18 protein-coding genes are annotated in these 16701 nt (G+C 63.2%); 13 read left to right on the forward strand and 5 right to left on the reverse strand.

Annotated elements, in window-relative coordinates:
* Positions 1-98 precede the first annotated feature (98 nt).
* From A5732_RS10715 to ctaD, 5 genes are all read left to right on the forward strand, one after another.
* Positions 99-869 (forward strand): SDR family NAD(P)-dependent oxidoreductase, encoded by a 771-nt coding sequence (locus tag A5732_RS10715; RefSeq protein ID WP_076102169.1) that lies wholly within the window; start codon positions 99-101, stop codon positions 867-869.
* A 73-nt stretch (positions 870-942) separates the two neighbouring features.
* A complete protein-coding gene (gene msrB / locus A5732_RS10720; protein ID WP_076102170.1) occupies positions 943-1431 on the forward strand; it encodes a peptide-methionine (R)-S-oxide reductase MsrB in 489 nt (162 codons plus the stop codon).
* The gene (gene msrA, locus A5732_RS10725) at positions 1428-1985 is read left to right on the forward strand and encodes a peptide-methionine (S)-S-oxide reductase MsrA (RefSeq protein ID WP_076052606.1); all 558 of its coding nucleotides are present in this window, start codon (positions 1428-1430) and stop codon (positions 1983-1985) included. The genes msrB and msrA overlap by 4 nt, the downstream gene beginning before the upstream one ends.
* A 4-nt stretch (positions 1986-1989) precedes the next feature.
* On the forward strand, positions 1990-3105 hold the full coding sequence (tal, locus tag A5732_RS10730; protein ID WP_076052607.1) for a transaldolase: 1116 nt from the start codon (positions 1990-1992) through the stop codon (positions 3103-3105).
* Positions 3106-3147: 42 nt separating this feature from the next.
* The gene (gene ctaD, locus A5732_RS10735; RefSeq protein WP_076102171.1) at positions 3148-4854 is read left to right on the forward strand and encodes an aa3-type cytochrome oxidase subunit I; all 1707 of its coding nucleotides are present in this window, start codon (positions 3148-3150) and stop codon (positions 4852-4854) included.
* 314 nt (positions 4855-5168) lie between these two features.
* Here the strand turns inward: ctaD and A5732_RS10745 are convergent, their stop codons facing one another.
* Positions 5169-5972: a sigma-70 family RNA polymerase sigma factor gene (locus tag A5732_RS10745; protein WP_253189041.1), complete on the reverse strand. Its 804-nt coding sequence runs from the start codon at positions 5970-5972 to the stop codon at positions 5169-5171.
* Positions 5973-6346: 374 nt separating this feature from the next.
* Here A5732_RS10745 and A5732_RS10750 point away from each other — a divergent pair, with 374 nt between their 5' ends.
* The 8 genes from A5732_RS10750 (at position 6347) to A5732_RS10785 (ending at position 12913) form a co-directional block, all read left to right on the forward strand.
* Entirely contained in the window at positions 6347-7762 is a 1416-nt protein-coding gene (locus tag A5732_RS10750) for an NAD(P)H-quinone dehydrogenase (protein WP_076102173.1), read from the forward strand.
* 249 nt (positions 7763-8011) lie between these two features.
* Positions 8012-9427 (forward strand): NAD(P)/FAD-dependent oxidoreductase, encoded by a 1416-nt coding sequence (locus A5732_RS10755; RefSeq protein ID WP_076052612.1) that lies wholly within the window; start codon positions 8012-8014, stop codon positions 9425-9427.
* Positions 9428-9451: 24 nt separating this feature from the next.
* Complete coding sequence (locus tag A5732_RS10760) at positions 9452-10051, forward strand: sulfite oxidase-like oxidoreductase (RefSeq protein ID WP_076052613.1); 600 nt, start codon at positions 9452-9454, stop codon at positions 10049-10051.
* A gap of 13 nt (positions 10052-10064) precedes the next feature.
* The gene (locus A5732_RS10765) at positions 10065-10793 is read left to right on the forward strand and encodes a ferredoxin reductase (RefSeq protein WP_076052614.1); all 729 of its coding nucleotides are present in this window, start codon (positions 10065-10067) and stop codon (positions 10791-10793) included.
* Between the two features lie 14 nt (positions 10794-10807).
* Positions 10808-11083, forward strand: a complete 276-nt coding sequence (locus tag A5732_RS10770; protein WP_076052615.1) for a DUF6510 family protein — start codon at positions 10808-10810, stop codon at positions 11081-11083.
* Complete coding sequence (locus A5732_RS10775) at positions 11083-11733, forward strand: RraA family protein (RefSeq protein ID WP_076052616.1); 651 nt, start codon at positions 11083-11085, stop codon at positions 11731-11733. Before A5732_RS10770 ends, A5732_RS10775 begins: the two co-directional genes overlap by 1 nt.
* 80 nt (positions 11734-11813) lie before the next feature.
* Positions 11814-12242 (forward strand): Rid family hydrolase, encoded by a 429-nt coding sequence (locus A5732_RS10780; protein WP_076052617.1) that lies wholly within the window; start codon positions 11814-11816, stop codon positions 12240-12242.
* Between the two features lie 179 nt (positions 12243-12421).
* A complete protein-coding gene (locus A5732_RS10785) occupies positions 12422-12913 on the forward strand; it encodes a DUF421 domain-containing protein (RefSeq protein WP_076052618.1) in 492 nt (163 codons plus the stop codon).
* On the opposite strand, the gene A5732_RS10790 is transcribed toward A5732_RS10785, so the two are convergent.
* The 4 genes from A5732_RS10790 to A5732_RS10805 all read right to left on the reverse strand — a co-directional run bounded on the left by A5732_RS10790 (position 12850) and on the right by A5732_RS10805 (position 16500).
* Entirely contained in the window at positions 12850-13875 is a 1026-nt protein-coding gene (locus A5732_RS10790; RefSeq protein ID WP_076102174.1) for an NAD(P)/FAD-dependent oxidoreductase, read from the reverse strand. The genes A5732_RS10785 and A5732_RS10790 overlap by 64 nt on opposite strands.
* Positions 13872-15110, reverse strand: a complete 1239-nt coding sequence (locus A5732_RS10795) for a thiolase family protein (RefSeq protein ID WP_076102175.1) — start codon at positions 15108-15110, stop codon at positions 13872-13874. The genes A5732_RS10790 and A5732_RS10795 overlap by 4 nt, the downstream gene beginning before the upstream one ends.
* Positions 15111-15160: 50 nt before the next feature.
* Positions 15161-15676, reverse strand: a complete 516-nt coding sequence (locus A5732_RS10800) for a YkgB family protein (RefSeq protein WP_076102176.1) — start codon at positions 15674-15676, stop codon at positions 15161-15163.
* A 233-nt stretch (positions 15677-15909) separates the two neighbouring features.
* Positions 15910-16500 (reverse strand): GNAT family N-acetyltransferase, encoded by a 591-nt coding sequence (locus A5732_RS10805; protein ID WP_076102177.1) that lies wholly within the window; start codon positions 16498-16500, stop codon positions 15910-15912.
* Positions 16501-16701: the final 201 nt, after the last annotated feature.

Below are 16701 nucleotides of genomic sequence, written 5' to 3' on the forward strand. Positions count from 1 at the left end.
GGTGCCGGTGTCGTCCAGGGCTGCAACTCTTCTCGCGCGTTAAAGGCGGAAGTGGCCCCACAGGAGTCGCCGAAAATGATCAGCAGAAGGGTTTCACCATGCACTTCGATTCCAAGAAGGTCATCGTCGTCGGCGGCAGCGCCGGTATGGGCCGGCAGGTCGCCGTTGATGTCGTGCGCCATGGCGGCAGCGCGGTGATCGTCGGCCGGTCGAAGGACCGCGTTGATGACACCGTGACCGAATTGAGCGGCGGGGGCGGCGAGGCCTGGGGTATCACAGCCGAGCTGACGGATCGCGCTGCGGTCGCCGATGTTCAGCGCGCGCTTGCTGAGCATCACAGCGATGCGACGCTGCTCGTCAATGCGGCCGGATTCTTTGTACCCAAGCCGTTTCTCGAGTACGACGCGCTGACGTATGACTCGTACATGGAGCTGAATTACGCTCTGTTCTTCCTGACGCAGGCCGTCGTTGGGGGCATGATCGCCCGCGGTGAGGGCGGCTCGATCGTAAACATCGGCAGCATGTGGGCACATCAGGCGATCGGTCTGACCCCATCGTCGGCATACTCGATGCAAAAGGCCGGGCTGCATGCACTGACCCATAACCTGGCCATCGAGCTTGCCGAACACAAGATCCGCGTCAACGCGGTGGCACCGGCCGTCGTCAAGACCCCGCTGTACGAGGGGTTCATCCCCAAGGACGAGATCGACGCCACGCTTGCCACATTCGCGCCGCTTCACCCGCTGGGACGAGTCGGCACCCCGGCCGACATCGCCAACGCCGTGACGTACCTGCTGTCTGATGAGGCCAGTTGGGTCACAGGCGCGATTCTCAACGTCGACGGCGGCATCATGGCAGGCCGCAACTAACCGAGCAGCGACTCGGAACCTAGCGAAACCCCAAGCGCATCAACATAACGTGTGCGCGAATGAAGGAGACCAAGTGTCACACCAATACAGCAAGAACCCTGCCGCGGTCGACGCGCTCAGCCCCCAGCAATACCACGTCACCCAGGAGAGCGGCACGGAGCCTCCGTTCACCGGCGAGTACTGCGACAACCACGAGCCCGGCATCTACGTCGACATTGTTTCTGGCGAGCCGCTTTTCGCCTCGGTGGACAAATTCGACAGCGGAAGTGGCTGGCCCAGCTTCACCCGGCCTATCGGCGCGGACAACCTCGTTGAGAGGCGCGACCGCAGCCACTTCGTGGAACGGGTCGAGGTACGGTCGGCCCACGCCGATAGCCATCTGGGGCACGTATTCCCGGACGGCCCCAGAGAAGCCGGGGGGTTGCGCTACTGCATCAACTCGGCAGCGCTGCGATTCATCCACCGCGATGAACTCGAAGCCCAGGGTTATGGGCAATATCTGCGGTTGTTCACGAAGGATGCGTCGGAGCAACACCAGAGCGTCGCCGAGCAGCAATCATGAGCGGCCACAACAAGATCGCCGTTCTCGCCGGCGGGTGCTTTTGGGGCATGGAGGACCTGTTCCGCGGGCAGCCCGGTGTGGTCTCAACCCGTGTCGGCTACACCGGCGGCAGCAACGCGCATCCCAGCTACCGCAATCATCCCGGCCACGCCGAGGCACTCGAAATCACCTACGACCCAGACGAAACCGATTATCGGGCACTGCTGGAGTTCTTCTTCCAAATCCACGACCCGACCACCAAGAACCGTCAGGGCAACGACGTCGGAAGCAGTTACCGGTCGGCAATTTTCTATCTGGACGACGAGCAAAAGCAAATCGCATTGGACACCATTGCTGACGCCGAAAAATCGGGCCGGTGGCCCGGCCCGGTCGTCACCGAGGTCAACGCGGCCGGCGAGTTCTGGGAAGCGGAACCCGAGCACCAGAATTATCTGCAACGCTACCCATCCGGCTACACCTGCCACTACGTCCGCCCCGATTGGACACTACCCAGCCATAGCGACGGTGCCCATCAGGGCGCAGCCACCGCGGAACATGCCAAGCCCATTCAATAGCGACATGGGCTCGGTAATACAGGACAAGGACCCGACTCAGAACCCGAATCTGGCGGCGCTGTCGGCAGCCGGTGTGTCGGTCTGGCTGGATGACTTGTCGCGCGACTGGCTGCAATCGGGCAACCTGCAGCGCCTCGTTGATACCAGAAGTGTCGTCGGCGTCACGACCAACCCGTCGACCTTTGAGCGAGCACTTACCCACAGTGACCTCTATGGTGAGCAGATCGCCGAGTTGACCGCACGTGGGCTCGCGATGCATGCCGCGGTCCGCACGGTGATCACTGACGACGTCCGGGCGGCGTGCGATGTGCTGCGCCCGCAGTGGGAGGCCTCCGACGGTATCGATGGCAGAGTGTCCGTTGAAGTCAATCCGCTGGATGCGCACAACTCCGATCGGACACTCATGCAGGCCATCCAGTTGGCCGAAATCGTCGACCGGCCCAACGTATTTATCAAGATACCGGCTACTGCGGCAGGGCTGCCTGCAATCTCGGCAGCATTGGCCAAAGGCATCTCGGTGAACGTCACGTTGATTTTTTCCGCGCAACGGCACCAAGCGGTGATGGACGCCTACCTGACCGGCATGGAGGCCGCGCAGTGCGCTGGAGCTGACCTGTCCCGGATCCATTCGGTGGCTTCGCTTTTCGTGTCCCGGGTGGATACTGAGGTCGATACGCGTCTCGAGAAAATCGGCACCGCGGAGGCACTCGCGCTGCGGGGGCAAGCCGGCATCGCCAACGCGCGGTTGGCGTACGCGGCCTACGAGCAGGTCTTCGAAGCCGAGCCGCGCTACACCGCGTTGCGCGCCGCGGGTGCTCGCGTGCAGCGCCCGCTGTGGGCCTCTACCGGGGTGAAGAACGCCGCGTATCCCGACACGATGTACGTCACCGAACTCGTGGCGCCGAACACGGTAAGCACCATTCCCGCCGCAACATTGGAGGCGGTGGCCGACCACGGCGTCATCAAAGGCGACACCATCACCGGCAAGGCGGCACAGGCGCAGGAAGTGTTGGACCGGCTGAGCGCGATCGGTATCGATCTACCCAACGTGTTCGCGGTGCTCGAACAGGACGGGGTGAGCAAGTTCGCAGCGTCCTGGCTACGGTCGGTTCAACGCTAAACATACTGTGGTCCAGCAGTATTCACATTGGAGAGCGATCTAATGTCCACATCGGCGCCTGAGCTGGAAGAGCTGCTGGCCGGCCGCCCATTCCCGGAGCGTACCGGCCCCACGGGTAGCCTGATCTACCGGCTGATCACCACGACCGATCACAAAGTGATCGGGATCATGTATGTCGTCGCATGCTTTGCGTTCTTTTTCGTCGGCGGGATCATGGCGCTGCTGATCCGCGCCGAGCTGGCAGCACCGGGTCTACAGTTTTTATCCAACGAGCAATACAACCAACTGTTCACCATGCACGGCACGGTGATGTTGCTGTTCTATGCGACCCCGATCGTCTTCGGGTTCGCCAACCTGGTGTTGCCCCTGCAGATCGGCGCCCCCGATGTCGCCTTTCCGCGGCTCAACGCATTGTCATTCTGGCTCTTTGTGTTCGGTGCACTGATCGCCCTAGCGGGCTTCATCGCCCCCGGCGGACCAGCGGCCTTCGGCTGGACCGCCTACACCCCGCTATCAGACGCCGTCCATTCCCCGGGCCCCGGTGGTGACTTATGGATCCTCGGGCTCATCGTCGGCGGGTTGGGCACCATCCTCGGGGGAGTCAACATGATCACGACCGTGGTGTGCCTGCGCGCGCCGGGCATGACAATGTTTCGGATGCCGGTTTTCACCTGGAACATCCTGGTCACCAGCATCATGGTGTTGGTGGCCTTCCCGCTGTTGACGGCGGCGTTGTTCGGGTTGGCCGCCGACCGTCATCTTGGCGCGCACGTGTTTGACCCAGCAAACGGCGGAGTCCTTTTGTGGCAGCACATGTTCTGGTTCTTCGGCCATCCGGAGGTCTACATCATCGCGCTGCCCTTCTTCGGCATCATCACCGAAGTCATCCCCGTGTTTTCTCGTAAACCGCTGTTTGGCTACACCACCATGGTCTATGCAACCATCGCCATCGGGGCGCTGTCGATCGCGGTGTGGGCCCATCACCTCTATGCCACCGGTGCGGTGCTGCTGCCGTTCTTTTCGTTCGCGACTTATCTGATTGCGGTGCCGACCGGAATCAAATTCGTCAATTGGATCGGCACAATGTGGAAGGGTCAGTTGACCTTTGAGACCCCGATGCTTTTCGCGGTGGGCTTTCTGGTGACTTTTCTCCTCGGCGGCCTGTCGGGTGTGCTGCTGGCCAGCCCGCCAATCGACTTCCACGTCACCGACACCTACTTCGTGGTCGCCCACTTCCACTACGTGCTGTTCGGCACCATCGTGTTCGCCACTTACGCCGGGGCATATTTCTGGTTTCCCAAGATGACCGGGCGGCTACTCGATGAACGGCTGGGCAAGTTGCACTTCTGGATGACACTGATCGGGTTTCACACCACATTTCTGGTACAACACTGGCTTGGCAACAAAGGGATGCCGCGCCGCTACGCCGACTACCTGCCCACCGATGGCTTCACGACGCTCAACGTCGTTTCGACGATCGGGGCACTCATCCTTGGTGCTTCGGTATTGCCGTTCGTGTGGAACGTGTTCCGCAGCTGGCGCTACGGTGAACCGGTCACCGTCGACGACCCATGGGGCTATGGCAACTCCCTGGAGTGGGCCACCAGCAGCCCACCCCCGCGGCATAACTTCACCGAGCTGCCGCGCATCCGCTCGGAGAGGCCCGCCTTCGAACTGCACTATCCGCACATGATTGAGCGGATGCGCGGTGAGGCCCACGTGCTGCGCGCACGCGCGCACCCGAGATAACTAAGTGGGAACTGTGAGCTGCTACGGCCCGGCGACTCGTAATGTATTGCTGCTAAACCTCTTCCAACGCCTCACCAAGTGATTGAAAGACCTTGTTGTGCTGCGCGTTGACAAGCGTGTGCCCCACCACCAACGCAGCGACGACGGGCCATTCCATCATCCCAAATGCGGCCACTGCACCGATGCCGGCATAGAAGGCCAGATGTTCCAGTCCCGGTCGAGTACGGCTGACGGTCCAGGGTGATAACGGCCGGACCTTATATGTGGGTTGGACTCTTGCTCTGTTCATCAGGCCTCCTGATCGCCCGGCCGAGTCACTCGGCGCCGTTGACACGCTGTTGGGTTGCTACGCTCCGGGCCTTGTCGACGGTCCCGGCCACAGGGCCGACTGAGTCGAATAGTAGATCGCGCAATTGTTTTCGTCCGCGGTTGATCCTCGAACTTACGGTTCCTTGCCGCGTGTCCGTCGTGTCGGCGATCTCCTTGTAGGAGTATCCCGCGATGTCAGCAAAATACACGGCCATGCGAAATTGCTCAGGCAGGACCATCATTGCCGCCTTGAGCAAGGGATCTGGCAGCATTTCGAGCGCCTGGTCTTCGGCCGACTGTAGCCCTTCCGGCGTGCGTGGGGCGCTGGCCGCCAGCTGTCGATCGGTGATCTCGTCGGTCGGATATTGTGCGGGGCGGCGCTTTTGCCTCCGATAGCTGTCGATGTAGGTGTTGATCATGATCCGCCGCAGCCACGCCTTGAGATTCGTTCCTGGTTCGAATGCCGTCAGGCCGACGTATGCGTTGAGCACTGTTTCTTGCACCAGATCCTCCGCGTCCGCCTGATTGGAGGTCAGCCGGAGAGCTTGCCGATGGAGGGACCCGAGAAGCGGGACAATGGCGCTTTCAAATTGAGTGCTCCGCGGCCCAAGAGTCCTGCCCTGGCCGACCCTGCCGCGTTTCGAGGAACCCGAGGACCAGATGCGCGTGCGCGGGGATGCGGCGGCTGTCATCGCATCGTCTTCTTCCTGTCGCTGTACTGCGCGTGCAATTGCGCGTTGACGAATCCTGATCTGAGCTTGCGGGGCCCGATTGAGGACGACCTCCGCTTGCCATTCCGGTGTCAGCATCCACCGCCGCGGGGTGAGTGGTCATCACCCACCTGGGCAATTCATCCGGATGAGCGCCCGGGCCGATCCGATCCACGGATCTCGAAACCTGCTGACGTCAGGCGTTGATCACCCCGGGTGAAAAGCACCCGCGGGCGAGGACAGCTCACCCCCTTTAAGGCAATGCTCGAGGACGCCTACATCAGTTCAGCTGTGGTGCACAAACCTCCGATTGGGAATGGAGGCCTACCCGATGCGCATGTTCGAACGCGACTACGCCCGAACTGGTCTCGCCGGATTCGAGGAGAGCGGGGACTGCAAACGGGCGGCATCAAACGGTGTGCCGTGCCGCACGAGGAAGTCACCCAAATGCCAATGAGGCAGCTAGTGATGCCGTGGCTATCCGAATCGTAATCCTGGGCGGCGGTCCGGCCGGGTACGAGGCGGCATTGGTTGCAGCTGCACGGGATCCCGCCGTGGCTCAGGTGACAGTGGTCGACTCCGGCGGGGTCGGCGGTGCTGCTGTCCTCTGCGATTGCGTGCCGTCGAAAACCTTTATCGCCTCCACGGGACTGCGCACCGAACTGCGCCGGGCAACCCGCCTGGGTTTCGACATCGACATCGACGACGCCAAGATATCTCTTCCGGAAATCCACCAGCGGGTGAAGATGCTGGCTAGCGAGCAGTCGGCCGATATCACCGAGCAGCTGCTCGACGCAGGTGTAGAGCTCGTCGCGGGTCGGGGCGAACTGGTTGATCCGACTCCCGGCCTGGCACGTCACTGTGTCAAGGTGAAAGCGCGCGACGGCAGCATCACGATGCACGATGCCGATGTTGTGTTGATCGCCACCGGCGCCAGTCCCCGGATCCTGCCATCGGCGCGCCCCGACGGCGAGCGCATCCTGACCTGGCGCCAGCTTTATGAACTGCACTCGCTGCCCGATCACCTCGTCGTGGTGGGAAGTGGTGTGACTGGAGCCGAATTCGCTAACGCTTACACCGAACTGGGTGTGGCGGTAACAGTGGTGGCTAGCCGCGATCGGGTGTTGCCGTACGAGGACGCTGACGCTGCGTGGGTGCTGGAAGAGTCCTTCGCCGAACGCGGGGTCAAACTGGTCAAAAATGCCCGGGCACAATCGGTCAGGCGCACCGACGACGGCGTGCTGGTAACAATGACCGACGGCCGCACCGTCGAGGGCAGCCACGCATTGATGACCGTAGGATCAGTGCCCAACACCGGCGGGCTGGGCCTACAGCGCGTGGGAATCGACCTCGTGCGCAGTAATCACATTGCCGTCGACCGCGTTTCACGCACATCGGTTTCGGGCATTTACGCTGCGGGGGACTGCACCGGTGTATTGCCGTTAGCCTCGGTTGCTGCGATGCAGGGCCGGATCGCGATGTATCACGCCCTGGGTGAAACCGTTAATCCACTCCAGTTGCGCACCGTCGCGGCGACGGTGTTCACCCACCCCGAGGTTGCGGCGGTCGGCGTCGGGCAGACCGCGATCGACAACGGCTCGGTCCAGGCTCGTGTCATCATGCTGCCGTTGAAAACCAATGCGCGAGCCAAGATGTCGGAGCTGGCTCGGGGTTTCGTCAAACTATTTTGCCGGCAGGACAGCGGCGTAGTGATCGGTGGCGTGGTAGTCGCGCCGATCGCTTCGGAATTGATACTGCCGATCGCGATGGCTGTGCAAAACCGGATCACCGTCGACGATGTGGCGCAGACGCTTGCGATCTATCCGTCGTTGTCCGGCTCGGTCACCGAGGCGGCCCGCCGGCTGATAGTCCGCGACGAGCTGAACTGATGCACGGGCTGATTGGGCCGGCGGTACCTTGCAGCTTGAGCGTTATCACCCGGGTGATTCCTGCCAAGGGGTGATGACAGACGGACCTGGGTCGGGCGATGCTCACTATCTGATCACGATGTCCGAGCTGGTCACAGCGGTCCACTAGCGCCGCAGTCCGGGACGCCGGGGCCACCAACGGCACCACGACCTCGTGCGATCGATCCCCGACTCCATGTGGATCACCGAATACCAAACAGGAGAAGAGATATGAATGCGGTTTCACTTCACCGTCAATCGGAGAAGGTGGAACCGGCCACCTCGGTTGTGATCGTCGGCAGCGGGTTCGCCGCTTTCGAGTGCGCGCGCGGACTGGCAAGACGGTTAGGCAGGGCGCGCGCCGCGCATGTGAAGGTGACCATTGTTTCGCCGGTCGATTACATGCAGTACTCGCCATTGCTGGCTGATGTGGCCGGTGGGCTGGTCGATCCGCGGTTTGTCTGTGTTCCGCTGGCCGGAACGCTCAAGGGGGTGCGGGCGGTCCGCGGCCGGGTCGACAGCGTTGACTTCGATCGGCGTACGCTCTCGTTCACCGATCCGGAGGGTCGGGTGGGGACGCTATCGTGGGATCGGCTGGTCTTGACACCAGGCTCGGTGACCCGCCTGTTCGATACGCCCGGTTTGGCCACCCACGCGCACGGGCTGAAGTCGACCGCCGAGGCGCTGTATCTGCGTGATCATGTGATCGAGCAGTTGGAGCTGGCCTGCGTCGACGAGAACGAGGCGCGCGCGGCCGCGCGGCGCACGATTGTCGTTGTCGGGGCCTCGTATTCCGGTTCCGAATTGACGGCGCAGCTGCGCGCACTCGCCGACGCAGCGGCGAAGCAGATGGGCTTCGATCGCGCCTCGGTGCGATTTGTGCTGCTTGACCTGGCCGACCACGTCATGCCCGAGGTGGGGCGGAAGCTCGGCGACGCCGCGATGCGTGTCCTGCGCTCTCGCGGAATCGATGTGCGGTTGGGCACGACCCTGAAGGAGGTTCACGCCGACCATGTTGTGCTCACCGATGATTCGCGCATCGACACTTGCACGGTAGCGTGGGTGGCCGGCGTCACCCCGTCACCGCTGATCGCCACGCTGGGCTTGGAAACAGAGCGGGGCCGGCTGAAGGTACAGGCCGACTTGCAGGTACCAGGTCACCCCGGTGTGTTCGCCGGGGGAGACGCCGCCGCAGTCCCGGACCTGACCCAGCCGGGCAAGATCGCACCGCCCACCGCCCAGCACGCGACCCGACAAGGTAAGACGTTGGCCCGCAACGTCGCCGCAAGTCTGGGGTACGGCGAGCGGAAAAACTACCGCCACAGCGACAAAGGTTTGGTCGTCGACTTGGGTCCGCGCTACGCCGTCGCCAACCCGCTGGGCGTGCACCTATCGGGCTATCCCGCGAAGCTTATCGCCCGTGCCTACCACCTCTACGCGCTTCCCCGGCTCGTCAACCGTTGGGCGGTCGCACTCGCATATCTCACCGACGTCTTCTTCCCCCGCACGGTGTTGTCAATGGGATTCGTTTGCGGTGCCGACACCCGTTTCACGGCCAGCGAGGTCTTCCAGCTACCAAAGGCGGCAGGGGCGGATGCCGGCACTCCTATTTCACCCGCACATCCAACGCCGGCTTTGCTGGACTGATCAACACCACGACACGGGGCACCAATGAGTATAGTCAACAAGGGCTTTCGTGGACGCCGCGTTGAATCGGCGCTCGAGCTGCCGCCCGGTCAACATCTGACCACGGACTTCCCTGTCCTGCAAGCAGGACCGACTCCGCGGATCGATCTCGATGACTGGCGATTCACTATTCGCGACGAGGTCGGCACCCAACACTCGTGGACCTGGACCCAGTTCAAGCTCCTGCCGAGCGAGCGGCTCGATGTGGACATTCACTGCGTCACCACCTGGTCGAAGCTGAATACCAAGTGGCAAGGCGTTTCTCTGGACACACTCTTCGAATCGATCGACACCGCTGCCGGATTCGCACTGGTCGGTTCCTACGGCGGCTACACCACCAACCTTCCGTTGGACGACCTTCGCGGTGGGAAGGCTTGGATCGTCTACGCGTACGACGGCGCACCGCTTACCGCGGTGCACGGCGGCCCGGCGCGGCTGCTGGTGCCGCACCTGTATTTCTGGAAGTCCGCGAAGTGGGTTAGATCCATTCAGCTACGCGACAGCGACGCACCCGGATTCTGGGAACGGTTGGGCTACCACAGCTACGGCGACCCGTGGCGAGAACAACGGTACGCCGGGGATTGACGACGGCTACGAGATGGAACCGAAGTTGCGCTGGCGGGTCGCGCGCGTAGTGGACTCTGTACCCGAGACCGAGTCCGCGCAAACGATCGGGTTGAACGTGCCGGGCTGGGGCGGCCACTTGGCCGGTCAGCACATCGATCTCAAGCTGACCGCTGAGGACGGGTACAGCGCGCAACGCAGCTACTCACTGGGCAGACCGGTCGACGGCGAGCGCATAGAACTCACCGTGCAGCGGACCGACGACGGTGAGGTCTCGCCCTACCTCATCGGGCTCGCCGCCGGCGATGAGATCGAACTTCGCGGACCCATCGGCGGCTGGTTCGTCTGGCGGCCGGACGAGGAGGCTCGGGTTCTGCTCGTCGGCGGCGGATCGGGGATCGTGCCGTTGATGGCCATGCTGCGACAGCGGGTAACGGCGGGCCGCTCCGACTTTCGGCTGGTCTATTCGGTGCGCAGTCCTGCCGATGTGTACTACGCCCAAGAGTTGCGCGAACTCGAGCGCGAATGTGGCTGGCTGCAGGTCGCGCTGGTCTACACCCGCGCTGCCGCATTACAAACCGCTCGGCCGCCCGGCCGGGTCGGCTGCGCTGACCTCGCGCCGACCGGGTGGACCCCCGACCGTCGCACACGCGTCTACGTTTGCGGCCCAACGGGATTCGTTGAATCGGTAAGCGCGAAGCTGATCGAGCAGGGCTATCAGCCGTCAGCCATCCGGACCGAGCGCTTCGGGCCGAGCAACTAACCCAGGAACGAGGAATGATGACCGAACCAATGCACGTCGACGGTAACGCCGCCGCCGGCGCCTTCGCGGAAGTGCTCGGATTCGATGTCACGACCGCGATGTTGACCTGCGGGAAATGTCGTCGCACCGGAGCTTTCGCCGAGAGTCACGTCTATCACCGCGGGCCCGGCATCGTGGTGCGCTGTGCGTGCTGCGGAGACGTCCTGGCTCGGCTGGTGCAGACGCCCACCGATGTGTGGCTCGACTTCCGCGGCGCCGAGTCCTGGCGTGTCCCCATCTCCGCCCGCTGATGGAGTCCCTCCACGCGCTCGCCGGTCGCGTGCGCACGGCCGACATCGTGGACGCCATGGGGCGGGGGCACCAGCATCGGTGTCATCTCCTCGACTTGGTGAGCCCGACACCCGGTCGCCGGCTGTTTGGCCCTGCCGTGACCATCTCCTATTTCCCGGCGTGCCGGGCCGCTCTCCCCGCCGAGCGCTACAACTTCAAGAGGTTGTTCTACGACGCCATCGAAGGCGGGGCCGACGGGCACGTGCTGGTCCTCGCCAGCAACGGCTATACCGATGCGTCACTGGGCGGTGGGACAAAGCTGTCGCGTGTCCAAAACCATCGGCTCGCCGGCATTCTCGCCGACGGGCGGCTGCGCGACTTCGCCGAGCTCGAACTCTACGATCTCGCCATCTATTGCCGAGGCGAAACAACGCGGTGGGGCGGCGACATCGTCACCCCGTACGAGGTGAACCGTCCGGTCGTGGTCGCCGGGGTGGCGGTCCGTCCCGGCGACTACGTCTTCGCCGATGCCTCCGGCGCCGCTGTCATACCCGCCGGCGACGTGCGCGCCGTACTACGCGCCGCGAATCAAGTCGCGATGGAGGACGCGGAGGCCATCGCCATCATCAGAGGCGAAACCCCAACCGCACCGGGAGGCAATGAGAACTGACGGGCCTGCCGCTAGCGCACCCAGCTTCATGCGGTCCACGACCGCGCTTCTAACAATCAACGATGAGAGGAAACCCCCGCATGGCCAAGATCGAATTCTTCGACACCCCCGGATACGGCGAGATCGCCCGTACCCGCAACCGCTACAGGCAAGCCCTACGCATCGGCGATCGCATCGAGATCTCCGGCCAAGGCGGCTGGGACGCGGACTTCACCTTGACGGCCACATCCCTGGAGGAGGAGATCGTCAAGGCATGCGACAACGTGGAAAAGACCCTCGCTGAGGCGGGCGCCAGCTGGCGCGACGTCGTGAACGTCCACTCCTACCACGTTCCCACCGAAGACGATTCCATTGGTAATCAACACATGTCGGTGATGGTGGACCAGTTCCGCAAGAGGTTCTGCGAAACTCTGCCGCTGTGGACCGCGCTCGGCGTCGAGGCGCTCGCACTGCCCGGCCAGCGCGTCGAGATCGAGGTCGTCGCCATCGTTGAGTCCGGCAGCAAGTAGACCTCGGTCCCAGGTCGCGAAGCATTGCCACTGCGTACCGACGCCTCGGGCTACCCAAATCGCGTTGAGTGGCAATGGTTATCGGCGCCTACACATCGGTTACCTGATCCCGCACCGCCGGCAGGCGGGCGGCAAAAGGCGGCAACAGTCGAAGACTCACCCCTGAAACGGAGGCGGCCGTGGACCGAATACTTCATGCCCTGATCGGTGACCCGACCGGTGCCGTCGATGCCGCCATCAAAACCTCGGCGCTGTTCCTCACGGCTGCGATCTTGTTTCGCTTCATGGAGCGCCGCACCCTCGCCGAATTCGCTCCGTTCGACTGGATCGCGGCGGTCGCCGCCGGAGCCATCGTCGGTCGGGCTGCTACCGCCAGCGATACCACGTGGCTCAACGCAACCGCGGCGCTCATTTGTCTTCTCGCCACCCACGCGGTACTAGCGAGACTGCGGTTCATTCCGGGGATTCGGCGTTTCATCGATCCGCCTCTGAAAGTGCTGATCCGCAACGGACACGTCGACCGGCGCAACCTGCGTCGGTGCGGGCTAACCATTGCCGATCTCGAAGCTGTGCTACGACAGCACGGACACGAAAGCTCCGATCGTATTCATCTCGCGGTCTTCGAAGCCAAAGGCGCGATCTCCGTTCTGTTAATGGATGGGACCGGGTGACAGTGTCGTTGGCTCAGCCAGCGCTGCGCATCGAGTGCGGCCGCGCAACCGCTGGCTGCGGCGGTGACCGCCTGGCGGTAGCGGCGGTCGATCAGGTCGCCGGCGGCGAATACGCCCTCCGCGGAGGTACGGGTCGTATCGCCATTGGTCACGATGTGGCCACCGGCATCGAGGTCGACGAGTCCCATCAAGGGACCCGAGCACGGTTTCTGGCCGACAGCGACGAAAACGGCCGCGACCGCGATGGTGGAATCGCCGGCGTGTCGCGTGTCGCGTATGCGCAGTCCGGTGACATGTTGGGCGCCGTGTACGGCCAGCACTTCGGTGTTAGTCAGGATCGCGACGTTGGGATGTGCCCGCAGGCGAGCAACCGCGATGGCTGATGCCCGTAGTCGGGGGCGATGGTGGATGAGGGTGACGCGGCGGGCCAGCGGCGCAAGGTGAAGCGCCTCTTCAACGGCACCGTCGCCGCCGCCGATGACGGCGACGTCACGACCGCTGAACTGTGCGCCGTCGCGTTTCGCGCTGGTGCTCACTCCGTGGCCGAGGAGCTCACGTTCGCCAGCCACGTTGAGGGGCCGGCCCGCGGAACCCATGGCGAGAATGATTGCGCGGCCGTGGTATTGGGCATCACGCGCGTCCACCGTCTTGAGCGCGCCGCCGAGATCGAATCTGTCGACGTAGCCGGGGTAGAGCTCGGCGCCGAACTGCTGAGCTTGTCGCCGCATTGTGGCCGCCAGCACGGGACCCGTGACGAATGGCGCGACACCGGGGTAGTTGTCTACCCGCCCGGCGGCTAACAGCGCACCGCCGGGCTGGTTTCCTTCGATGACCAGGGTGTCCAGTCCGGCCCGAGCCGAATAGATCGCCGCGGTGTATCCGGCTGGGCCTGACCCGACAACGATGACATCACGAATCCGGGTTGTGTCGGTGTTGTAGAGGTTGGAAGACCCGTCTTCTATGCTGCGCCAACGCTTTCCAACACTACTGCTACTGCCTGACCAGAACCGATACAGACCCCGATCACCCCATAATGGGCGGCTCGTTCACGCAATTCGGTCGCCAGCGTCAACAAATAGCGAGTACCCGTGGCCCCGAAGGGATGTCCGATCGCGACCGCACCGCCATTGGGTGTCAGCTTGTCATCGGGCACCACGAAACCGTCCAGCTGGTTTGGCAATTCCCGCAGCACCCCCAGCGCCTGGGCGCTGAACGCCTCGTGCACCTCCCACACGTCGATCTGCTCTGGGCTGAGTCCTGCCCGCCGGATCGCGGCCGGGATCGCCCATGCGGGGGCCACGCCCATAATGAGCGGGTCGATGCCATAGACCGCACTCGATACCACTCGGGCTAACGGCTGGATGCCGAGCTCGCTGGCTCGCTCCCCGGAAGCGATGACGACGGCACTGGCACCGTCACTTAAAGGCGAGGAGTTGGCCGCCGTCATTTGAGTCGTTCCGGGCTGGGCCGGTAAAGCCGCCAGCGCCTCGGCGGTGGTGTCATCACGGACGAACTCATCATGTTCTGCGAGCCGGGCAGGTGTCTTTTTTGTCGCCGGAATCGGCACGGGCATAATCTCTTTGGCTAGCCGACCTCGATCGCGCGCAGCCTTGGCATGTTGCTGGGACCGCAGCGCGAAGGCATCGATCTCCTCGCGGTCCAGCGAGTAGCGGTCGGCGACATTTTGCGCGGTCTCGATCATGCTGATGTAAGCGTTGCGGGCCAACAAAACCGGGTTGGGCGGTCCTCCAGCGCCGCTCCACATGGTGTCGAGCATGAGGACCGGACCCCGGGGACTGAACGGGGCGTCGCCCTTCATCAGCGCCCACCCCGATCGCGACATCGACTCGACTCCACAGGCGATGCCCAGGCCGAGGTCGCCGGCTTTGATCGCGTGGCTAATGGTCACCGCCGCGGTCAGTGATGATCCGCAAAATCTATTCACGGTGGCCCCGGCCGCGGTGTCGGGAAATCCGGCAGCCAATGCCGCCCACCGGGCGACATCGCCCATGCCTTCGTGAGCCGGGTTCACGCAACCCGCCACGATGTCTTCCACGGCATTGAGCGGCACACCGAGCCGGTCGCACGCGCCCTTCATCGTCATACCCAGCAAGTCATCGGCCCGAATACCCGACAATGTGCCGCCATAGCGGGTGAACGGGGTTCGTACGCCACCCAAAACATAAGCCTCAGTCATCGCTACCCTTTTTCCGCATGCATAGCGCGCAACTTCATCAGCGTGAGTTGTCAGCCCGTTTTGGCGAGCGTCGCCTGTCTGCGGGTTGCGTCAATCGCGTCCACCAGCAGCCACAGCGCTAAGCCGAAGAGCGCGATGTCCTTCATCAAGAATTCCCCGTCGGCGGACAAAACGGGGAAGCCACCAGCAGACGCCTCGCCGACCCCGGGGGTCGTGATCATGAAGCTCAGCGTGGTCACGAAGAACAGCGAGGCGAAGGCGCCGCCCACCACGGAAGCCCTGGGGAACCATGGCTTGACGGCCAGCAGTGCCGCAGTGATCAATTCTATTGATCCGTTCAATCGACCAAACGCATCGATGGAAATGATCTCGTAGATCCAACCCAAGAAGGGGCTGTTGGCCACCCAATGCGAAATACCTTGGGATTCATAGTGAGTGAATTTCATGGCGCCGAACCAGGTCAGGACTATAACCAGACCATAGCGTGCGACAAGAGGCGCAATGTCGGTCGTTCGAGACTTTCCTGGCCCATCAGTCATCACGGCGGTGGCCTCGCTCTGCGACATGTGGTCTCCGTTCTGTGTGTATGCGTTTCACCGCGTGGCTGTCAACGCGGTGAGGCGGTTTCGGTTGCAGCTCAGATCAGCGACCAGGATCCCTGCGCAGAGGGTGAGTTGTCCTCATCCACCGGCGCAATTCACCCGGGTGAGACGGCGATAAGCCGTTGTGCGGCAGAGTCGTTAGCCAGATAGCGACATCGACCGGCAACGGGTGCGCTACGACCCCCTTCCGTCCGGGTTCATCCCGCGCACGCCGGCTCCGGTAGGTCCAGGTCGGCCTTCGTCAGACGGTAGACCTGTAGCGTGAGGTTGTAGTACTTGTCGGTCTCGCCGACCCAATCCATTCCTACCCGTCGGGCGGTAGCCACACCACGGCGATTGTCCGGCCGCACGACTGCGAAGACCTCACTGACACCGAGTTTTTCGAATGCCTGATGGGCGACCGCGTGACCCGCTTCCGCGCCATACCCGTAGCCCCAGGACTTCGGAGACAGCTGCCACCCGATTTCGAGATCCGTGCGGCCCGGCGGCAGTGGAAGCAGGGCCACGCCGCCGATCACGTCGCCGGAGTCTCTGTCGGTGATCGCCCATCGGCCCAACGGCAGCCCGGTCGGGTCGTTTTCGGCGATCCAGGCCGCTAGGACGCGTCGCATTTCGGCTCCATCGACGATGGGGGACAAGGCCGGACACAGCCAACGCGTCACTTCGGGCGCACCGTATATGGCATGTGCGGCGACATCGTCATCGAGCCGCCATGGCCGTAGCGTCAGCCTGGGGGTGCTGATGCGCCGCGCGTCGGCGTCGGATTCAACGTGACGATGCGCAACCATTAGGCTCCTAGCGTTGTCTGCACGCAGTTGGTACGGCACCCAAAATCATCGACGTCTTCTGCACCGATCACCCGGTGCTCAGCGGCGATGGCCTCCACGTGACTGCGAAAGTCCTTGTTGACGTTACTCGTTGGTTCCGCGTAGTGGTCCGGGCTCGCGATTGTCCCGTAACGGATTGCCTTGTAATCACACGCCCTCCGT

The sequence above is a fragment of the Mycobacterium colombiense genome (assembly GCF_001953985.1).
GTDB classification, from domain to species: domain Bacteria; phylum Actinomycetota; class Actinomycetes; order Mycobacteriales; family Mycobacteriaceae; genus Mycobacterium; species Mycobacterium colombiense_B.